The organism is Sphingobium sp. TCM1, assembly GCF_001650725.1.
Classification (GTDB): domain Bacteria; phylum Pseudomonadota; class Alphaproteobacteria; order Sphingomonadales; family Sphingomonadaceae; genus Sphingobium.
This window is the reverse complement of sequence record NZ_LXVX01000008.1, coordinates 1-19,031: the sequence shown is the minus strand read 5'-3', so window position 1 is coordinate 19,031 and position 19,031 is coordinate 1. Positions and strand designations below refer to the sequence as shown.

Genomic DNA, 19,031 nt, shown 5'->3' with positions numbered 1-19,031 from the left:
AACAGGGCGTTTGGCAAGAGGGTCAAGCCGCCGCCACGCCCTCCGCCTCGACAATGCCGTCACCAGCGTAGAAGCCGCGCACCCGAACCCGCTTTTCCACATGGTCGACCGGCACGCGCAGGAGAACGAGGCGATAGCTGCCGCCCAGATCGCGTTGAAGCAGGAAGCCCGCCTCGTCGCGCAACAACCTGCCGGTCTCGTCCACTCCGGCGCCGATCTCCATCATGATGGTCAGTCTATCGCGTCCTTGATGCCCTTGCCAGCCAGGATTCCCAGGACGAGGAACAGAACGAACATGGCAATCGTGATGAAGAATAGAATCTTGGCGATGCCGACGAAGGCTCCCGCCGCGCCGCCGAAGCCAAGCAGCGCCAGCACGGCGGCGATGACGAGGGAGATGATCGCGAGCTTGATCACAGAATTATCCTTCCGATGGAAATGCAATGCCTTCCCAACGGCCGGCGGGGGAGGCATGTTCCCGCCCCCGAACGGATCAGACCCAGCCTTCGAGCACCTGGTTGGGTGGGCGATGGCCATCGACCCAGGTGCGGATATTGGCGATGACACGCGCGCCGGTGGCGTCCCGGCCCTCGAAGGTGGCCGACCCCATGTGCGGCAGGAGGGTGACGTTGGAAAGCGCCAGCAACCGCGGGTTCACCGCCGGCTCATGGGTATAGACATCGAACCCCGCTCCGGCGATCCGGCCTTCTTCCAGAGCGACGATGAGCGCGTCCTCGTCCGTCACCTCGGCGCGCGAGGTGTTGATGATATAGGCGTCCGCGCCCAGCAGCGCGATGCGCCGCGCGTCGATCATGCCCCGGCTGTCGGCGTTGAGCGGACAATGAATGGACAGGATGTCACTGCTGGCCAGCAGCATGTCGAGTTCGCCATGCCATACCGCCTCCAGTTCCTGCTCCACCTCGAAGGGCAGCCGGTGCCGGTTGTGATAGGCGATGGACAGGCCGAAGGCGCGGGCGCGACGGGCGACGGCGCGACCGATGCGGCCCATGCCGATGATCCCCAGCTTCTTGCCGCCGATCCGATGGCCGAGCATCCCCGAAGGACTCCAGCCGCGCCATTCACCGGTACGCACCAGCTTCTCGCCTTCCGCCAGCCGACGCGGGACGGACAGGATGAGCGCCATGGTCATGTCGGCAGTGTCCTCGGTCAGGACGCCCGGCGTGTTGGTGACGATAACGCCCTTCCGGCGCGCGGCGGCGAGGTCGATATGGTCGACGCCGCTGCCGAAGCTGGCGATCAGTTGCAACCGGTCGGGCGCGCCCTCGATCAGCGAAGCATCGATCTGGTCGCTGATGGTGGGCACCAGAACGTCGCACTGGGCCATGGCGCGGGCCAGTTCGGTGCGGCTCAGCGCCACATCGCCGACATTGAAGCTGGCGTCGAACAGTTCGGCCATGCGCGCCTCCACATTGGGAGGCAGGCGGCGCGTGACGATGACGCGCGGCTTGGCGGGGCGCGGTTTTCTGGCCATGGACTAGGCCGCTATTCCCCGTCGCGGCGCGGGTCAAGCGGATATGGCGGGCCAGGCCATCGAAACACTGTCCCAGCGACGCGCAACAGGTTATGGGATGGCCATGGGTGACATGGGCAATGGATTTGGGATGAAGCGTTTGTGTTTGGGTGCGGGCGCGGCGGCGGCGCTGGCCGCGGCTGGCGCGACCCTTGCGGCCCCGGCCAAGCCGGTGCCTTACTGGGCCTCTCTGTCCCAGGACGAAGCGCGGATGCGCGTGGGCCCGAGCCTGGATTACCCGTCCAACTGGGTCTATCGCCGCCGGGATTTGCCGGTGAAGGTGGTGCAGGTACTGGGCCTGTGGCGCAAGGTCGAAGACCCCGATGGCGCGCAGGGATGGATGCATGTCCGGCTGCTGAGCGACACGCCCACCGCGATTGTGCGAGCGGAGACGGCGCCTCTGCGTGCCTCCGCCAGCGACGGCGCGCCGGCCCTGTTTCGCGCGGAGCGAGGCGTGGTCGGGCGGCTGTCCGATTGCTCGGCTGGCTGGTGCACCTTCGACGTGCATGGCCAGCGCGGCTATGTGAAGGCGGCCGATATCTGGGGCGCGACCGACAAATAGGCTGGCGCCAACACCGTGGCGACCCATCACAGAGAGGTCAGGCGTCGGCCCAGCGCCGCAGCAGATTGTGATAGACGCCGGTCAGGCGGATCACCTCATCATGATCCTGCCCCATCGCAGCCGCCACGCCCTGCACGCTGCGGTCGAGGTCGAACAGCATCTGCCGCGCGCCATCGTCGCGAATCATCGACTGAAGCCAAAAGAAGCTCGCCACGCGCCGCCCGCGCGTCACCGGCTCGACCCGATGCAGCGAGGAAGAGGGATAGAGAACCGCATGGCCGGCGGGCAGCTTCACCTGCTGCACGCCGAAATTCGTTTCGATCGTCAGTTCCCCGCCATCATAGGCGTCCGGTTCCTCCAGAAACACGGTGATCGACAGGTCGGATCGCACGCGAAAGCCGGTGCCCGCCTGGATGCGTACCGCATTGTCGACATGAACGCCGAACGCCTGCCCGCCGGCATAGCTGTTGAACAGGGGCGGAAAGATTTTGAGCGGCAGCGCGGCGGCGATAAAAAGCGGAGAGCGTCCCAGCGCATCGAGGATCATCTGCCCTGCCCGCTTCGCCGCGTCGCATTCTTCGGGCAATTGCAGGTTGCGCTTGGCGAGCGCGGACTGGTGCCCAGACGTGACATTGCCGTCCACCCAGTCGGCGGCATCGATGATGGCGCGGATGGCGGCGACACCCTGGGCGTCGATCAGATCGGGTATGGCAATCAGCATGGCAAAGGCATGTCCGTCAGGCGGCGTCGGTCCGCAGGATGAAGGGGATTTCGACCACGCCCTTGACCCGCACCGGCTGGCCGCTGCGCAGGATCGGTTTCCAGCGCCAGTTCTTGACCGCGTCGCGCGCAGCATTGTCGAGCCGCGAAAAGCCGCTGCTCTGCGACACGCTGATACTCTCGACGGCACCGTCCAGCCCCAGGATTAGCGTTAGCACGACCGTGCCCTGCTCGCGCTTGCGCCGGCTTTCGACCGGATAGCGGGGCGGCTTGCCCGCCACCATCTGGGCGCCTAGGTCGCCGGCCTGGACGATGCCGGGCGCAACCGGTGGCGCGACGGGCGCCGGCGGACCTGGCACGGAGACGGCGACCGGCACAGCTGCCGGTACCGGAACTGGATCAGGCGTAGTCTGTACGGGCACGGGCGGTGCGGGCGTCTGCACGATCGGCGGAGGCGCAACGACCTGCGGCGTGGAGGGCGGCGGTGGCGGGGCCTGCGCGGCCGGGGGCGGAGGCGGCGGCGGGCTGAGATTGACCACCGTCAGCTTGGCTTCCTCCACGCGTTGCACATGATTACGCACCTGGACCAGCGCGCCGATCGCCACCGCGTGGAGCATCAATATGGCTGCAATGGCGGGCAGATTGGGACGGGACCGGGCGCGATAACGTCCCACCGGCGGGGGCGCTGCCGGCTGCACCAGCGATACCGACGGAGCGGAAACCGGATCGAGCGCCGGTTCCGTCGTGGCCATCTGGTCGTCGATCGGCTGGCTTGCGGCTTGCAGCATGGAAGCGCCTCCCTTTCCGCGCCCATAACGCGAAGCCTAATGCGAATCAATTGCGCCTTGTCAAAATGGCAAGGTTCGGACGGGCGGCGACCCGAGGAGGGATGGCCATCGGCCAAGGAGTGCATCGCCGCCCGCCCGTCACCCCGGCCGGGACGAGGCCGGGGAGATGGTTTCAGTCGTTACAGCTTGTAACCCAGCGTCAGCACCCAGGACCGCCCCTCTCCCGGATTGGCCCAGCCATTATTGCGAATGCTGGTATAATATTTCTCGTTGGTGAAGTTCTGGACATTGAGCTGGGCGCTGAACCTGTCCGTCACCGGATAGGACAGCATCGCCCGGTGGACGAGATAGTCATCCGCCTTGTACATCGTCGCGCCGGTCACGTTGGTCAGGTACCAGCTACCCTGATAGGTCAGACCATAGCCCAGCTCCAAGCCAAAGGGCAGCTTGTAGGTGGTGAAGAGGCTGCCCGAATGTTTCGGGTTGTTGGTCATCGGATTGCCCGCCTGGGTGTCGATCACGCCCTGCGACTTCTGATAGTCCGAAATGCTCTGGATCACCTTGGTATCCAGATAGGTGTAGTTGGCGAAGATCGTCCAGGCATCGCTGATATTCCCCGTCGCGCCGAGGGACACACCATCCACCCGATTGCGACCGTCATTGACCGGCAGGGCGCCGATCAACGGATCGTTGCTGGCGACGCGGTAGTTGGTGCGTTCGTTACGGAAGAGAGCCGCCGTCAGTTGCAGCTTCGCGTCAAACAGGTCGATCTTGCCGCCAATCTCATAATTGACGGCCTGTTCGGGCTTTGCCTCACAGGCGTTGTTGACGCCGCCGGTCCCTGTGATCAGCAGGCCGCAGCCCGAGCGGACGGTCGTCGCGGTCGGGGTCTTGCTGTTGCCATAGGCGATGTAGAGGCTGGCATTCTCCACAGGCTTGTAAACGAGGCCGATGCGGTAGGAGAAGAGATTGTCGGTCGCGTTCTGCTGCGCCCCGGTGGTGTAGGCGCCGCCTGCCGCGGGCGTGGCAATCGTGTCGGCACGGAAACGGGCGCGATTATGCTCCCAGCGCACGCCGCCGTTGATCTCGATCTTCTCGACGATCTTGACCGCCGCGAAGGCATAGGCCGCGATGTTGAAAAGGTCGCCGTCCTGATGGGCGGTGCGGGTCGGGTTGACCGGGCCGGCATAGTCGGTCGGCACGCCGATGATGATCGGCGTCATGGTCGGCGTCGTGCCATCGGCATTGCGCTGCACATTGCCGCTGTCGAGGAGATAATCCTCCTGCAACATCGAGGTACCCAGCACCAGCGAATGGCCGCCGGGGATGGAAAATGTCAGGTCCAGTTGGTTGTAGAGCGTCTGGTTCTCGGAATTGCGGAACGTGCCGCGCGGACCGCCGGGCAGGTAGATGCCGGGGGTGGAGCAGGATGCGCCAGCCTGGGTCCGGCCGTTCGACAGGCAGTAGGTACCGCCCTGGGGCGGATTGACGACCAGATTTTGTTCGACCCGCTGCCAGCGCGACAGGTTGCGGATCGACAGAAGGTCGCTAAACTTGTGGTCGAAGATCGCCGTTGCCTGGTCGATCGTCTGATCCTGCCGATCCATGTTCGCATAGCCCAGATAGGCGCTGTAGGGCACGCCGGGCAGCGCACCGTCATAGACGCCATTCTTGTAATAGGGCACGCCGTAGAGCGGCGTATTCTTGTCCTCCTGATGCGTGTAGAGCAGTGTCAGCGAAGTCGGGCCGTCTACGCCGAACTTGACCGAGGGGGCCACGCCCCAGCGCTCGTAGCGATCCACCTGACGGGCCGGCACGTCATTTTCATGATACATGGCGTTGAGCCGTACCGCGACGAAGTCCGACACCCGTACATTGCTGTCGATGGTCGCACGATAATAGTCGGACGTGCCGACGCCCGCCTGCACCAGCGTCTCATCATAGCCCTTGGGTCGCTTGGTGACGATGTTGATGCTGCCGCCGATCGAACCGGAACCGCCGTAAACGGAGTTGGCCCCGTTGGTGACCTCGATCTGCTCGACATTGAACGGGTCGGTACGGCTATATTGCGCGCTGTCGCGCACGCCATCGATGCTGATGTCGGTATTGGCGCTCTGGCCGCGCAGATTGATGCTGTCGCCATAGCCGCCGCCACCTTCGCCCGCGCCGAAGGTGATGCCCGGAATGGTGGACAGCACGTCGCGCAGGGTGAGAAGATTTTGCTTCTGGATGGTCTGGTTGCCGATCACCGTGATGGTCTGCGGCATGTCCAGCAGCGGGCGCACATATTTGGGCGATTCCGGCTTTTCCACCTTCACTGCGGATTCGTCGATCGCGGTGTCGGTCACGGTCATGCCGCCCAGCTTGGGCCCCCGATCGGCCTCTTGGGCATGACCGGCTGCGGCGAAGGCCAGCGCACCGACGCAGCCGAGCGCCAGAAATGATGTCGATGCAGTCTTATTCATGGAGCGGACTCCCCCTCTGTTTTGATTGGGGCGCCTGCTATTGCGAATCGTTCTTATAGTCAACGCTAATGCGAATAATTCTTATAATTGTGATGGAAGCCCATGATCGAAAAGCCAGCATCGGATCGCGCTCGCCAGGTTCGGCGCCGGGTCAGCCGCCAAACGCGCGACGTCGATGCGCGCGATCAGGGCGTTGACCGGCACTTGCTCGTGGGCGGCGACGCGGCGCAGCGCATCCCAGAAAATCGGTTCAAGACTGATCGCCGTCTGATGACCGGCGATGGTGACGCTCCGCTTCACCGGCGGAGCGAAGGGCGGCCCGGAGGATCGCACAGGACCGCCCTGCTGCATCAATACATATGCTGGCCGCCGTTGATCGACAGCGTGCTCCCGGTCACGAAGCCGCCATCCTCGCTACAGAAGAAAGCGACGCCTCGGGCGATTTCATGGGCCTGGCCGAGGCGGCCGACCGGGATCTTGGCGACGATCTTTTCCAGTACCGGGGCAGGCACCGCCGCGACCATGTCGGTGTCGATGTAGCCGGGCGCGATGGCGTTGACGGTCACGCCATATTTCGCGCCCTCCTGCGCCAGCGCCTTGGTGAAGCCGTGAATGCCCGACTTGGCGGCGGCATAGTTGACCTGACCATATTGGCCAGCCTGTCCGTTGATCGAGCCGATATTGACGATCCGGCCCCAGCCGCGCTCCCGCATTCCGCCGAAGGTCGCCTTCGCCATGTTGAAGCAGCCGCCCAGGTTGATCCGCATCACTTCGTTCCAGTCGTCGAAGCTCATCTTGGAGAGCACGCCATCGCGGGTGATGCCGGCATTGTTGACGACGATGTCGACCGGGCCGAGCGCTTCGGCAACCTGTGCGCAGCCGTCGAGGCAGGCCTGATGATCGCCGACATCCCATTTGAAGGACGCGATCCCGGTCGCGTCGGTGAAGGCCTTGGCCTTTTCCTCATTGCCGCCATAGTTGGCAGCGACCTTATACCCCAGATCCTTGAGCGCCAGGCTGATCGCCTCGCCGATGCCCCGCGTTCCGCCCGTCACGATCGCCACTCTCGACATATTGGCCTCCTCTTCCAACCGGGGTCAGTCCATCCAACCCGAAAGCTCGCGGCTCATCAGCCTCTGGTACAGAGTGATAGCTTCCGGCGATGCGTTTAGACAGGGCAAATAGGCAAAATTTTCGCCACCATGGGCCAAAAAAACATCTTTCGCACGCAGGGCGATTTCCTCTAGGGTTTCAAGGCAGTCCGCCGCGAATCCGGGCGTCACGACCGCAATATTTCTGACACCGTCATTTACCAATTTGGCGAGCGTCGCCTCGGTTTCCGGTTCAAGCCATTTGGCCCTGCCGAAACGCGACTGGAAGCTCATATGAACGGGCAGCGCCAGCGCCTCACGCAGCAGACGGACGGTCTTCACCGACTGGCAATGATAGGGATCGCCCAGGTGCAACGTCCGTTCGGGCATCCCGTGGAAGCTGGCGAGCAGGGCGTCGGGGCTGAAATCCAGCGTCGCCAGATGGCCTTCGACCGAAGCCTTCAGCGCGCCGATATAGGCCGGATCGTCATGATAAGGCGGTAGGGTGCGGAGGGCTGGTTGCCAGCGCATTGCCTTCAGCGCCGCGAAGGCCGCGTCATTGGCGGTCGCGGTCGTCGCGGCGCTATATTGCGGATAGAGCGGCGCGAGCAGGATGCGATCGCAGCCTGCCGCCTTCATCGCCGCCAGCCGGTCCGATATGGCGGGATTGCCGTAGCGCATCGCCCAGTCGACCATGACTTGGGGCATCGCCTGTTGCAGCGCCTGCGCAGTCGCGCGGGTATGGACGGCGAGCGGCGACCCCTCCCCGGTCCAGACCTGTTGATAGGCATGGGCCGATTTCTTCGGCCGGGTCGTCAGGATGATCCCACGCAGGATCGGCTGCCACAGGAGCGGCGGGATTTCGACCACACGGCGGTCAGAGAGAAATTCGCCGAGATAGCGCCGCACCGATTTCGGGTCGGGCGCGTCGGGCGTGCCGAGGTTGATGAGCAAGACGCCGACCTTGGGCGTCGGGATGGGCGGATGATCGCTGGGCAGGGTCATGTCGTTCCCAAAAGAGGCAGGCTGCGCAATCGCTGGCCTGTCCAGGTGTAGAGCGCGTTGGCGACGGCGGGCGCGACCAGGGGCGCAGCAAGATCGCTGACGCCGGTCGGATCGGCGGTGCTGCGGATCAACTCGACCGTGACTTCGCCGATATCGGCAAGCCGCGGCAGGTTCATGCGGCCGAGGATCGCGCGGGTGGGAAGGCCACGCTCATAGGGCACGGAAGCCCCCATTGCATAGGCAAGGCCGTAGACCAGTCCGCTTTCGATCTGCTGGCGGGCGATGTCGGGATTGACCTGATCGCCGGCATCGACGGCAGCGACGATCCGGTTGACGGTGAGCCGGTCGCCGCTCATCGCGGCCTCCACCAGGATAGCGGCATAGGCGCCTCCCATCATGTGCGTCGCGATCCCCTGCCCGCTGCCGGCGATGCCGCCCTGCCATCCGCCCATGGCGGCTGCGGTCGAGAGGCAATGGGCAAGGCGCGGATTGCCGCCCAGCATCTGTATCCGGAAGGACATGGCCTCCATCTTCGCCAGATGGGCGAGTTCGTCGAGGAAGCTTTCGGTGACGAAGGCACTGGGCAGATGCACGTTACCGCGCGTGAAACCGACGGGAAGGCCGACATCGGCCGGGTAATGATCGACCGCCCAGTTGGGAATGGAATAGGGCGGCGCCATGCCGGCTACGGCAAGCCGGGTGGCCTTGTTCGCCGCCCCCTCCGCCGCCTCGTGCGGCAGCTTGCCATCGGCGATGCGCGCCCAGGTCTGGGTCATGGCGCAGGGCGTGGCGACCTTTGCCAGCCAACCCTCGATCGCGCCGTTGCGGCCGAGCCTGGCCGCCATGCGGGCATGGACAGGGGCGCTGGGCCGGTCCTGGATCACATCCTCCAGCCGCGACCATTGCAATTGCACCGGACGCCCCATGTCGCGGGCGATGAGCGCGGCCTGCACGCCCGCGTCCCAATCCATCCTGCGTCCGAAGGACCCGCCGGCGTGAAGCGGGTAGAGCGTCACCGCGCTGTCGGGCAGGTCCAGCGCGGAGGCAATGGCGCTGCGAGCGAGGCCGGGCGCCTGCGTCGCCATCCATATTTCCGCGCCCTCGTCGCTCACGCGGGCGGTGGCACACATGGGTTCGAGCGCCAGGTGCAGGCCCGCATCGACCTGATATTCGCTGGCGAGGATGGTTGCGCCCTCGAATATCGGAGCCAGATCGCCCTGCGAATAGAGGCGGCGGCCGGCCGCCCCGGAGAAGGCAGTTTCCAGCGCCTCCCCGATCCCGTCGCTGCTGACCGGACGACCGCGAAGGGTGAAGACGGGATCGGCCAGGTCCAGCGCCTTGTTGGCCGCCCACCAGTTGCTCGCCACCGCCGCGACCCAGCGTTCCTGCTTTACCAGCTTGAGGAACCCCGTGACGCCGCCCGCCGAACGTTCATCCAGTCCGGCCAGCACGGCGTCGCCGATCGGCCCCTGCCGGATCGAGGCATAGACCATGTCGGGAAGCCGGATGTCCGCGGCGAAATTATGGCTGCCGTCAATCTTGGAAGGCGTGTCGAGGCGAGGCAGATCCTGCCCCGAAAGCCGCCCATCCTGCCCCTGTCGCAACGGCAATATATCCGGCAGGTCGAAGTTCACACTGTCGCTGGCGACATCGCCGATCTTCATCCGGCGCTCCCCGCCGTCGGAGATGATGCCGTCCTGAATGTCGCAGCTTTCCCACGGAACGCCCCAGCGCGCCGCCGCCGCCTTGCACAGCAGGACGCGGGCGGCCGCGCCCGCGTCGCGATAGGCGTCATGGAACATCGGGATCGACGTGCCCCCGCCCGTCAGCATCAGCGCGCTGCGCGTCGCATATTGGCCGATCGCCCAGTCGCCCGCACTGCCCAGCAGCCGCGTCCAGTCGCTCGCCAGCCATTCGCGCGCCAGCAGGCTGTTGGCATAGAGCGGGCTGACCGGCGCGGCCTGCACCGCGACCGTGCGCCAGTCAGCGCCCAGTTCGTCTGCCAATATCTGCGGCAGGACGGTGGTAACGCCCTGCCCCATTTCGGTCTGGGGGACGATGACGATGACCTGCCCGGACCGGTCGATCTTGAGGAAGGCGTTGACGATCGTTTCGGTCGGACCAGCGTTAAGATTGGGCTTGTAGCTGCGCGGCCAGGCGCCCCAGGCGACCATCAGCCCGGTAGCCGCCCCGCCACCGACCAGCAGGGTCCGCCGGCTGATGCCCCCACGCCCACCGACGTTCCTGTCCGATTGCTTCCGCGGTAAGCGCGCCATATCCGCCTGATAGTCGGGCCTTTGCGCGCTGACTAGGACTATTCAGCAGAAATCGGCGCAAGTCCGATCCGGGGAATCTCGATCGCCGGGCAGCGGTCCATCACCACTTTCAAGCCCGCTGCCTCCGCGCGGGCGACGGCAGCCATGTTGATGACCCCGATCTGCATCCAGACGGATTTCGCACCGATCGCGATAGCCTCGTCCACTGCCTCGCCCGCCGCGCCGCTGCGGCGGAAGATATCGACCATGTCGATGGGCACGCCGATGTCCGACAGGCGACCCCAGACGAATTCGCCATGGACATGCTCGCCAGCGATCTGCGGATTGACCGGCAGGACGCGATAGCCATGATGCTGGAGGAAGCGCATCACGCCATAGCTGGGCCGGTCCGGCCGGTCGGATATGCCGACCAGCGCGATATTGCGGGTTTCACCCAGCAGCGTGGCGATGTCCTGCGGATCGGTGAGCGGCATGGCGATCTCCTTCGCGGCAAGAGATGGGAAGTCGCGGGGTGCTTGCAAGACATTCCCCTGTCGCTGCGGCTGGGACAGTCCCGCCCGAAGCCTTGTTCGCGCTCGACCTGTCGGGATTCCAACGCGCGGGCGCTTGTCGTGGCGGGAGACCCGCGATCAGGCAGCCCGGCCCAACCAGTCCGCCACCTTTTCCGCGATCGCGCGGAAGGCGTCGGCATCCGGGCCTTCGCCGGCCGCCGGGGGATCGCCCGCGTCGGAGCGGCGGCGAATGTCGATCGCCAGCGGGATGCGGCCGAGGAAGGGCATGGACAATTTCCCCGCGGCGCTTTCCGCGCCGCCCTGCCCGAAGGGATCCGAGATTTCGCCGCAATGGGGACAGGCATAGCCGGCCATATTCTCGACCAGGCCCACCATCGGAACGCCCGCCTGATGGAACAGGCTGACCGCGCGGGTGGCGTCGATCAGCGCCAGATCCTGGGGCGTGGAAACGATCACCGCGCCGGCGGGCTTGTGCTTCTGCACCATGGTCAACTGGATGTCGCCGGTGCCCGGCGGCATGTCGACGACCAGCAATTGCGTGTCGCCCCATTCCGCGTCGATCAGCTGCGTCAGCGCATTGCCCACCATCGGTCCACGCCAGGCGAGCGCCTTGCCCGGTTCGACGAGATGCGCCATCGACAGCATCGGGATGCCGGCGACGCCGGTGACGGGGACCAGCTTCTTGTCGCGGGCGACGGGCTTGCTGTCCTCGCTGCCCATGAGCTTCGCCTGCGAAGGGCCGTAAATGTCGGCATCGACCAGCCCGACCCTGATCCCCAGCCGATGGAGCGCAACAGCGAGATTGGCCGACAGGGTCGACTTGCCCACCCCGCCCTTGCCCGAGGCGACGGCGAGGATGCGCAAGGGCGCCGTCCCGCCCTGGCGTTCGGCGGTCATGGCGATGCGGACATCGGTGACGCCCGGCACCGTCAGGCCGCCTTCGCGGATCGCAGCGGCGAGGCCGTCGCGCTGTTCGGGGGACAGGCCGCCCACGTCGAGCGCAAGCGTCATCACGCCATCCTTGACGCGCGGGGCGCTGGCGCGGCCATCGGTCAGGGCGGTCAAACGGGCGGCAAAATCGGCAAGATCGGTCATGGCGACGCCCTGTAGGAAATAATCGCGGCCATTGGCACTGTTTTTCGTGAATAAGCCTTCCTATAGAAGATGCCATGAGAAGAATATTCGGGTGGATGCCCGCGATCGCAGCGATGGTCCAAGGCCCATGGGGCGGCAAGAATGACGGACCGGACGGGGACGGACAGAAGGGCGGCGGCGACAGCGGCCCCCGCAATCCGTGGACCCAGCCGGGCAAGCCCGGCGCGCCCAAGGGGCCTTCGGCCATCGAGGAGCTGCTGCGCCGGGGCCGCGAGAGCTTCGGCCAGGGCGGTGGCGGTCAGGGCGGCGGCTTTGGCGGCCTGCCCCCCCGCGCCAGCGGCAAGGCACTGTGGCCGATCGCCATCGGCCTGCTGGTCGTGCTGTGGCTGGTGCTGACCAGCTTCCACCGGGTCGGCCCGCAGGAGCGCGGCGTCGTCACCTTCCTGGGCAAATATAGCCGCACCCTCTCTCCCGGCATCAGCCTGACCCTGCCCGCCCCTTTCGAGGCGGTGACGACGGTCGATGTCGAGGAGATCCGCGCCATCGACATCGGGTCGGTGAGCGCGGAGAGCGAGAATCTGGTGCTGACCGGCGACCAGAACATCATCGACCTCGCCTATTCGGTGCGCTGGAACATCCGCAACCCGGAACTCTATCTTTTCCAGCTGTCCGACCCGGATTCGACGGTGCGCGAAGTGGCGGAAAGCGCGATGCGCTCCGTCCTCGCCAGCGTCAGCCTGGACGACGCGCTGGGCGCGGGGCGGACCAGCATCGAACAGCAGGTCGAGCAGCGGATGCAGGAGATTTTGGACGGATACCGGTCGGGCATCCGCATCCAGGGCGTCGCCATCAAGCAGGCCGATCCGCCGACTGCGGTGAATGACGCCTTCAAGGCGGTGTCGGCCGCGCAGCAGACCGCCCAGACCTACCTCAACGAAGCGCGCGCCGCCGCCCAGCAGGTGACGGCCAAGGCCCAGGGTGAGGCGGCGGCCTTCGACAAGGTCTACGAACAATATCGGCTGTCGCCCGACGTGACCCGCCGGCGCATGTATTATGAAACCATGGAGGGCGTGCTGTCCAACGTCGACAAGACCATCGTCGAAGGCAATAATGTAACGCCATACCTGCCCCTGCCCGAAATGAAGAAGCGGGCGCAGCCGGCGGCTGCCGCCGCCGCCAGCAGCGCGGAGGGCCAGTGATGCCGATCCTGCGCCATCCCGTCGCCCTGGCCATCACCGCGCTGATCGCGCTCATCATTCTGGGCAGCACGATCGCGATCGTGCCCGAAACCCGCCAGGGCGTGATCGTCCGCTTCGGCGAGCCGAAGGCCATCGTCAACCGCTATCGCGCCAATGAGAGTTTCGGCCAGACCGGTGCCGGCATCATCGTCCGGGTGCCGTTCATCGACCAGATCGTCTGGATCGACAAGCGCGTGCTGTCGGTCGAGATGGAGCGGCAGCAGGTGCTTTCGACCGACCAGTTGCGGCTTCAGGTCGACGCCTTCGCCCGCTACCGCATCGTCGATCCGCTGCGCATGTACATCGCCGCAGGAAGCGAGGAACGGGTGTCCGACGCGCTGCGCCCGATCCTGGGATCGGCGCTGCGCAACGAACTGGGCAAGCGGCCCTTCGCCGCCCTGCTCTCGCCCGAACGCGGCCAGGTGATGCAGAATATCGAAACCGGCCTCAACCGCGTCGCCCGCCAATATGGCGCGGAGATCGTGGACGTGCGGATCAAGCGCGCCGACCTGCCCGACGGCACGCCTCTGGAAAGCGCCTTCACTCGGATGCGTACCGCGCGCGAGCAGGAAGCCCTCACCATCCGCGCGCAGGGCGCCAAGCAGGCGCAGATCATCCGCGCCGAGGCCGACGCCAACGCCGCGCGCATCTACGCCGAGAGTTTCGGCAAGGATCCCGACTTCTACGATTTCTATCGGGGGATGCAGAGCTATCGCTATACCTTCTCGCCCGACCGCAGCGGGCAGACCAGCATCATCCTGTCGCCGGACAATGAATTCCTGCGCCAGTTTCAGGGACGGCGCTGATCGTTCCGGGATCATTACGGAACCAGCGCCATTCAATGAGGGTTAAGGCAAGGCGGCGCATGTCAGGATTTCCCCGGAGTCCCGCCTTCCATTTTCCTGAAGACCAGAAGAGGACCGTCACGAGTGCGTTACGCTTATGCCATTACCGGCGCCCTGCTGCTCGGCGGCACCGCCATCGCCGTTACCACCAGCTCCAATGTCGGCGCGCAGGTCGCGCAGAATGAAGGGTTGCAGGCGGCGGCCCCGCAGGGCGCCCCGGCCAGCCTGGCCGACATGGTCGAGAAGCTGCAACCGGCCGTCGTCAATATTTCCACCAAGCAGCGCGTCCAGGTGCAGAATCCCTTCGCCGGCACCCCGTTCGGCGAGCTGTTCGGCCAGCGCGGCGGCCAGCCCCAGACCCGGCAGGCCCAGTCGCTGGGATCGGGCTTCATCATTTCGGCCGACGGCTATATCGTCACCAACAATCATGTCGTGTCGGCCGGCGCCGAAGGCGCGACGGTCGAGCAGATCACCGTCACCCTGACCAACAAGGAAGAATTCACCGCCAAGCTGGTCGGCCGCGATCCGGCCACCGACCTGGCCGTGCTCAAGATCGAATCGTCCAAGCCGCTGCCCTTCGTCAAGTTCGGCGACAGCACCAAGTCGCGCGTCGGCGACTGGGTGGTGGCGATCGGTAACCCCTTCGCCCTGTCGGGCACGGTGACGGCGGGCATCATTTCCGCGGTGCATCGCGGCACCGGCGGCACCTATGACAAGTTCATCCAGACCGACGCGTCGATCAACCAGGGCAATAGCGGCGGCCCGATGTTCGACATGCGCGGCAATGTGATCGGCATCAACAGCCAGATCCTTTCGCCGTCGGGCGGCAATGTCGGCATCGGCTTCGCCATTCCTTCGGAACAGGCGGCACCGATCGTGCAGACGCTGATGAAGGGCCAGGCCGTCAAGCGCGGCTATCTGGGCGTGCAGATCAGCCCGCTGGGCGAGGATCTGGCCGACTCGCTGGGCCTGGCCAAGAATCGCGGCGAGTTCGTGCAGGGCGTCGAACCCGGCAAGGGCGCCGAGAAGGCCGGGATCAAGGCGGGCGACGTCATCGTCAGCGTCGCCGGGCAGGAGGTCAGCCCCGACCAGAATCTGTCCTCGATCGTCGCAAGCCAGCCGATCGGGTCGCGGGTGCCGATCGTCCTCATCCGCAACGGTCAGCGCCAGACGGTGACGGCCGTGGTGGGCGAGCGCCCGTCCGAGGACGAGCTGAACAGCTTTGCCCCGCAGCCGGATGAGGATTTCAGCCAGCAGGAGCAGAATCCGGGCCAGGCGGCGCAGCAGTCGCTCGGCATTTCGGCGATCCCGCTGACGCCGGGCATCATCCGCCAGCTGGGCATCGCGGCCGACACGCGCGGCATCGTCATCACCGCCGTCGATGCGTCGACCGACGCGGGCACCAAGGGGCTGCGGCGCGGCGACGTAATCATCACCGCCAATAATCGTCCGGTGACGACCCAGGCGGAGCTGGACGCACAGGTCAAGGCGGTGGGCAGCCAGGGCCGCAACGCGATCCTGCTCCAGGTGCTGCGCCGCGGCCAGCAGCCGATCTTCCTGCCGGTGCGCCTGCGCGACAAGTAAGTGAAATTCCTCCCCTTGTGGGAGGAACAGATGTGCGTTTTATTCCGTCATCCCCGCCTTTGCAGGGATGACGGATTTTTTGTTGGGGAAGGATCGGGGATGAGCGACGGTATCTTCATCGGACTGGGCGCGCCGGAAAAGGATGGCGGCGTTCCCCAGACGCTCAACCTGCGCCGCGCCAACCGCCATGGGCTGATCGCGGGGGCGACCGGCACCGGCAAGACCGTGACGTTGCAGGGCATTGCCGAAAGTTTTTCAGCGCGCGGCGTGCCGGTGTTCATGGCCGATGTGAAGGGCGACCTGGCCGGCATCGCCATGGCCGGCTCCCCCACCGCGAAAAATGCCGACAAGCTGGTGGCGCGGGCGACGGAAATCGGCCTGAGCGATTACAGCTATGCCGACAATCCCGCGATCTTCTGGGATCTCTACGGGCAGCAGGGCCATCCGATCCGCACCACGGTGAGCGAGATGGGGCCGCTGCTGCTCGCGCGGCTGATGGGCCTCAACGAAACGCAGGAAGGCGTGCTGTCGATCGCCTTCCGATATGCCGACGAGGAAGGGCTGTTGCTGCTGGACCTGGGCGATCTTCAGGCGATGCTGGCATGGTGCGCGGAGAATGCGGATGACCTGTCGGCCCGCTACGGCAATGTCACCAAGGCGAGCGTGGGCGCGATCCAGCGGCAACTGCTCCAGCTCGATTCACAGGGCGGCGACCATTTCTTCGGCGAGCCGGCGCTCGACATACATGATTTCCTGAAGGTCGACGATCAGGGGCGCGGCTATGTGAACATATTGGCCGCAGACAAGCTGATGCAGAGCCCCAAACTCTATGCGACCTTCCTGCTGTGGCTGCTGTCCGAACTGTTCGAGACGCTGCCCGAAGTGGGCGACCCGGACAAGCCGGTGCTGGTCTTCTTCTTCGACGAGGCGCATCTGCTGTTCGACGACGCGCCCAAGGCGCTGACCGACAAGATCGAGCAGGTCGTGCGGCTGATCCGGTCCAAGGGCGTGGGCGTCTATTTCGTGACCCAGAACCCGATCGACATTCCCGAGGAAGTGGCGGGCCAGCTGGGCAACCGGGTGCAACATGCGCTGCGCGCCTTCACCCCGCGCGACCAGAAGGCGATCAGGGCCGCCGCCGAGACGTTCCGCATCAACCCGGACCTCGACGTGGAGACCGCGATCACCGAACTGAAGGTGGGCGAAGCGCTGGTGTCGCTGTTGCAGGAGGATGGATCGCCGGGCATCGTCCAGCGCACGCTGATCGCCCCGCCCCGATCGCGGCTGGGGCCGGTGGAGGCGAAGGAACGGGCGATCATCCAGTCCATCTCCCCCTGCGCGGGCACATATGACGAGACGGTCGACCGGGAGTCGGCGGAGGAGATACTGGCGGCGCGCGGCAATGCGGCGGCGGCCGCCGCGCAGGCGAAACAGGCGCAGGCCGAGGCGGAAAAGGCTGCCGCCGCGCAGGCCAGGGTGGAGGCGAAACAGCGCGAGGCGGACCTGAAGGAGCAGGCGCGGCGCGACGCGGCCGCGGCGCGGGAAGCGGCGAAGCCCTCCTCCCTCGACAAGGCGGTGCAGTCGGCGGCGCGATCCGCCGCTTCCTCGGTCGGGCGGCAGGTCGCCAACGAACTGGGCCGCGCGGTGTTCGGCGGATCGAGCCGCCGATCCTCCTCGGGCGGAATCGCCGGCAAACTGGTGCGCGGCATATTGGGCAGCCTGTTCAAATAGGGTAGGATGGCGCGCCGGCAGGGAGGCGGCGCGGCATGAAAGCGACTACGATCTGGACAGGTGTGGCGATGTTGGCGACCAGCCCCATCCATGCCCAAATGGTTATTCATCCCCGCGACATCGTGGGCGCCGCGATCGCCAGCGACATCGTGCGCGACCGGCAGGCCGAGCGCGCGGCGCGGCGCACCCCCTATGCCGCGCCCGGCCATGGCCCGATCGCAACCGCCACCGCCGCGCGCGACGCCTGCGCGGCCAAGGCGCTCGACCAGGCCGGCCCGGACGCGAAGCTGATCGGCAAGGCCCGCGCCAGCAGCATGTCGACCGGATGGGAAGTGGAAGGATTGATCGCCCTGCCCGCCGGCGGGGACCTGCCCTTCGTCTGCTCGGTGCGCAACGGATCGGTCAGCGGCGTGCTGTTGCGGCGGTAGGAGGGCAACGGGGCGCGGATGGCCGGGATGCGGGCTTTCGCGGCATAGGGGGCATGGGCCGGTTTGCGCCACTTGTTGCCATCGAGCGCCTCATTTCCGTTCCCCGGAAGCAGCCATCGCTTAATTGGGAGGCCGCCCGTATTTGCGAATTTTCGCCGTGCTGCGGGCGATTGCCACTATCTCCGGTGTCAGAATGCAATCATTTGATTGCGGCCTGCGCTCTTGGCCTCGTATAAAGCGCGGTCCGCGCATTCGAGAAAGTCTGATGCCGTCCAACCTTCACTATAGCGTGTCACGCCGCAACTGATACTGATGTGGATCGAGCTTCCTGATGGTAGGTTGACCGGCGTATCACGCATGGCGGTTACCAGGCGTGCGCATATCTCCTGAGCCTTTTCCCAAGAGCATTTGGGCAGAAGAACGAGGAACTCGTCCCCACCCAGACGGCCTACAGCATCGCTGCCACGCGTATGTGCGGAAAGCCGGCGACCAATTTCCTGTAAAACGATGTCCCCAGCAAGGTGACCACCGTTATCGTTGATCATCTTGAAGCGATCGACATCGATAAGGGCAAGGCAAAGATTTGCCTGATGGCCCTGCGCAATTGCTCCATCGAGACGCTGCAAGAACCCCTTCCTGTTCAGCAGTCCGGTGAGGGCATCGGTACTAGCCGAATGAAGCAATGCTTTTTCTTGCTGCTTGCGAGCGGTGATGTCGTGGATTGAGGCCAATATGCCCAGAACATTACCATCATCGTCCGTCCGGGCACGGAACTTGGCCTCAAGCCACAAATCTTCCCGATGAAGAGGAACGAACTCGACCACAAATAATCCGTCGATTTCCTTCAACGCCTGCTCTTCAGCTTTCAGAAGCGATCCGGGATCAAGGACTAGATCGTCGATACGTTGCCCCACGAAACTTTCCTCGTTTCGCCCAAACAGCGACTGGGCCGCTCCCAGCGCATATTGGCAGAATCCCTTTTCATCGAAGCTGATCAAGAGATCCGGCGATTGCGATGCAAGCATCCGCATGGCGCGTTCCTGATCCGCGAGCTTTCCCGTAAGACTTTTCTGCGCCGACAGGGCCGCCCCGATAGGCAGTTCCGCGACGAGAAGCGACGCCAGAAAGAACTGGAAGATGTCAAACGGCGTTCAAAAGGG

Annotated in this window: 19 protein-coding genes; 6 read left to right on the top strand and 13 right to left on the bottom strand. The window is 65.3% G+C overall.

Annotation, left to right across the window (positions count from 1 at the left end; genetic code table 11):
* Positions 1-22 precede the first annotated feature (22 nt).
* The 3 genes from A7Q26_RS06755 to A7Q26_RS06745 all read right to left on the bottom strand — a co-directional run bounded on the left by A7Q26_RS06755 (position 23) and on the right by A7Q26_RS06745 (position 1,492).
* On the bottom strand, positions 23-226 hold the full coding sequence (locus tag A7Q26_RS06755) for a DUF5818 domain-containing protein (protein ID WP_066858468.1): 204 nt from the start codon (positions 224-226) through the stop codon (positions 23-25).
* A 5-nt stretch (positions 227-231) separates the two neighbouring features.
* Positions 232-417, bottom strand: a complete 186-nt coding sequence (locus A7Q26_RS06750; protein WP_066858674.1) for a DUF1328 domain-containing protein — start codon at positions 415-417, stop codon at positions 232-234.
* Between the two features lie 76 nt (positions 418-493).
* Entirely contained in the window at positions 494-1,492 is a 999-nt protein-coding gene (locus A7Q26_RS06745; protein WP_066858465.1) for a 2-hydroxyacid dehydrogenase, read from the bottom strand.
* A 130-nt stretch (positions 1,493-1,622) separates the two neighbouring features.
* On the opposite strand from A7Q26_RS06745, the gene A7Q26_RS06740 reads away from it, so the two are divergent.
* Positions 1,623-2,093, top strand: coding sequence for an SH3 domain-containing protein (locus A7Q26_RS06740; protein ID WP_232313706.1), 471 nt, complete (start codon positions 1,623-1,625; stop codon positions 2,091-2,093).
* Between the two features lie 37 nt (positions 2,094-2,130).
* Here A7Q26_RS06740 and A7Q26_RS06735 read toward each other — a convergent pair whose 3' ends face one another.
* The 9 genes from A7Q26_RS06735 to A7Q26_RS06695 all read right to left on the bottom strand — a co-directional run bounded on the left by A7Q26_RS06735 (position 2,131) and on the right by A7Q26_RS06695 (position 12,045).
* Positions 2,131-2,814 carry a Fe2+-dependent dioxygenase gene (locus tag A7Q26_RS06735; RefSeq protein WP_066858461.1) on the bottom strand — a complete coding sequence of 228 codons (684 nt, stop codon included), beginning with the start codon at positions 2,812-2,814 and terminating at the stop codon, positions 2,131-2,133.
* Positions 2,815-2,830: 16 nt separating this feature from the next.
* Positions 2,831-3,601, bottom strand: coding sequence for an energy transducer TonB (locus A7Q26_RS06730; protein ID WP_066858458.1), 771 nt, complete (start codon positions 3,599-3,601; stop codon positions 2,831-2,833).
* Positions 3,602-3,780: 179 nt separating this feature from the next.
* Positions 3,781-6,066 carry a TonB-dependent receptor gene (locus A7Q26_RS06725; RefSeq protein ID WP_066858455.1) on the bottom strand — a complete coding sequence of 762 codons (2,286 nt, stop codon included), beginning with the start codon at positions 6,064-6,066 and terminating at the stop codon, positions 3,781-3,783.
* An 81-nt stretch (positions 6,067-6,147) separates the two neighbouring features.
* Positions 6,148-6,417, bottom strand: coding sequence for a ribbon-helix-helix domain-containing protein (locus A7Q26_RS06720; protein ID WP_066858452.1), 270 nt, complete (start codon positions 6,415-6,417; stop codon positions 6,148-6,150).
* Positions 6,417-7,139 (bottom strand): acetoacetyl-CoA reductase, encoded by a 723-nt coding sequence (phbB, locus tag A7Q26_RS06715; RefSeq protein ID WP_066858449.1) that lies wholly within the window; start codon positions 7,137-7,139, stop codon positions 6,417-6,419. Before phbB ends, A7Q26_RS06720 begins: the two co-directional genes overlap by 1 nt.
* Before the next feature lie 24 nt (positions 7,140-7,163).
* Positions 7,164-8,162, bottom strand: coding sequence for a ferrochelatase (hemH, locus tag A7Q26_RS06710; RefSeq protein ID WP_066858446.1), 999 nt, complete (start codon positions 8,160-8,162; stop codon positions 7,164-7,166).
* Positions 8,159-10,438, bottom strand: coding sequence for a molybdopterin cofactor-binding domain-containing protein (locus tag A7Q26_RS06705; RefSeq protein ID WP_066858444.1), 2,280 nt, complete (start codon positions 10,436-10,438; stop codon positions 8,159-8,161). Before A7Q26_RS06705 ends, hemH begins: the two co-directional genes overlap by 4 nt.
* Positions 10,439-10,476: 38 nt before the next feature.
* Complete coding sequence (locus A7Q26_RS06700; protein WP_066858440.1) at positions 10,477-10,911, bottom strand: CoA-binding protein; 435 nt, start codon at positions 10,909-10,911, stop codon at positions 10,477-10,479.
* A 156-nt stretch (positions 10,912-11,067) separates the two neighbouring features.
* Positions 11,068-12,045: an Mrp/NBP35 family ATP-binding protein gene (locus A7Q26_RS06695; RefSeq protein WP_066858437.1), complete on the bottom strand. Its 978-nt coding sequence runs from the start codon at positions 12,043-12,045 to the stop codon at positions 11,068-11,070.
* A gap of 74 nt (positions 12,046-12,119) precedes the next feature.
* Here A7Q26_RS06695 and hflK point away from each other — a divergent pair, with 74 nt between their 5' ends.
* The 5 genes from hflK (at position 12,120) to A7Q26_RS06670 (ending at position 17,871) form a co-directional block, all read left to right on the top strand.
* Complete coding sequence (gene hflK / locus A7Q26_RS06690; protein ID WP_198162860.1) at positions 12,120-13,244, top strand: FtsH protease activity modulator HflK; 1,125 nt, start codon at positions 12,120-12,122, stop codon at positions 13,242-13,244.
* Positions 13,244-14,089, top strand: a complete 846-nt coding sequence (gene hflC / locus A7Q26_RS06685) for a protease modulator HflC (RefSeq protein ID WP_066858431.1) — start codon at positions 13,244-13,246, stop codon at positions 14,087-14,089. Before hflK ends, hflC begins: the two co-directional genes overlap by 1 nt.
* Before the next feature lie 123 nt (positions 14,090-14,212).
* Complete coding sequence (locus tag A7Q26_RS06680) at positions 14,213-15,712, top strand: Do family serine endopeptidase (RefSeq protein ID WP_066858428.1); 1,500 nt, start codon at positions 14,213-14,215, stop codon at positions 15,710-15,712.
* Between the two features lie 99 nt (positions 15,713-15,811).
* Positions 15,812-17,443, top strand: a complete 1,632-nt coding sequence (locus A7Q26_RS06675) for a helicase HerA-like domain-containing protein (RefSeq protein ID WP_066858425.1) — start codon at positions 15,812-15,814, stop codon at positions 17,441-17,443.
* Between the two features lie 35 nt (positions 17,444-17,478).
* On the top strand, positions 17,479-17,871 hold the full coding sequence (locus tag A7Q26_RS06670; protein WP_066858422.1) for a hypothetical protein: 393 nt from the start codon (positions 17,479-17,481) through the stop codon (positions 17,869-17,871).
* 188 nt (positions 17,872-18,059) lie between these two features.
* Here A7Q26_RS06670 and A7Q26_RS06665 read toward each other — a convergent pair whose 3' ends face one another.
* Positions 18,060-18,953, bottom strand: coding sequence for a GGDEF domain-containing protein (locus A7Q26_RS06665; protein WP_269747229.1), 894 nt, complete (start codon positions 18,951-18,953; stop codon positions 18,060-18,062).
* Positions 18,954-19,031: the final 78 nt, after the last annotated feature.

Bases quoted from the DNA above. Each gene is read 5' to 3' on its own strand.
- A7Q26_RS06755 (WP_066858468.1), bottom strand. From the start codon at position 226: ATGATGGAGATCGGCGCCGGAGTGGACGAGACCGGCAGGTTGTTGCGC.
- A7Q26_RS06745 (WP_066858465.1), bottom strand. From the start codon at position 1,492: ATGGCCAGAAAACCGCGCCCCGCCAAGCCGCGCGTCATCGTCACGCGC.
- A7Q26_RS06740 (WP_232313706.1), top strand. From the start codon at position 1,623: ATGAAGCGTTTGTGTTTGGGTGCGGGCGCGGCGGCGGCGCTGGCCGCG.
- A7Q26_RS06735 (WP_066858461.1), bottom strand. From the start codon at position 2,814: ATGCTGATTGCCATACCCGATCTGATCGACGCCCAGGGTGTCGCCGCC.
- A7Q26_RS06730 (WP_066858458.1), bottom strand. From the start codon at position 3,601: ATGCTGCAAGCCGCAAGCCAGCCGATCGACGACCAGATGGCCACGACG.
- A7Q26_RS06725 (WP_066858455.1), bottom strand. From the start codon at position 6,066: ATGAATAAGACTGCATCGACATCATTTCTGGCGCTCGGCTGCGTCGGT.
- A7Q26_RS06720 (WP_066858452.1), bottom strand. From the start codon at position 6,417: ATGCAGCAGGGCGGTCCTGTGCGATCCTCCGGGCCGCCCTTCGCTCCG.
- phbB (WP_066858449.1), bottom strand. From the start codon at position 7,139: ATGTCGAGAGTGGCGATCGTGACGGGCGGAACGCGGGGCATCGGCGAG.
- hemH (WP_066858446.1), bottom strand. From the start codon at position 8,162: ATGACCCTGCCCAGCGATCATCCGCCCATCCCGACGCCCAAGGTCGGC.
- A7Q26_RS06705 (WP_066858444.1), bottom strand. From the start codon at position 10,438: ATGGCGCGCTTACCGCGGAAGCAATCGGACAGGAACGTCGGTGGGCGT.
- A7Q26_RS06700 (WP_066858440.1), bottom strand. From the start codon at position 10,911: ATGCCGCTCACCGATCCGCAGGACATCGCCACGCTGCTGGGTGAAACC.
- A7Q26_RS06695 (WP_066858437.1), bottom strand. From the start codon at position 12,045: ATGACCGATCTTGCCGATTTTGCCGCCCGTTTGACCGCCCTGACCGAT.
- hflK (WP_198162860.1), top strand. From the start codon at position 12,120: ATGAGAAGAATATTCGGGTGGATGCCCGCGATCGCAGCGATGGTCCAA.
- hflC (WP_066858431.1), top strand. From the start codon at position 13,244: ATGCCGATCCTGCGCCATCCCGTCGCCCTGGCCATCACCGCGCTGATC.
- A7Q26_RS06675 (WP_066858425.1), top strand. From the start codon at position 15,812: ATGAGCGACGGTATCTTCATCGGACTGGGCGCGCCGGAAAAGGATGGC.
- A7Q26_RS06670 (WP_066858422.1), top strand. From the start codon at position 17,479: ATGAAAGCGACTACGATCTGGACAGGTGTGGCGATGTTGGCGACCAGC.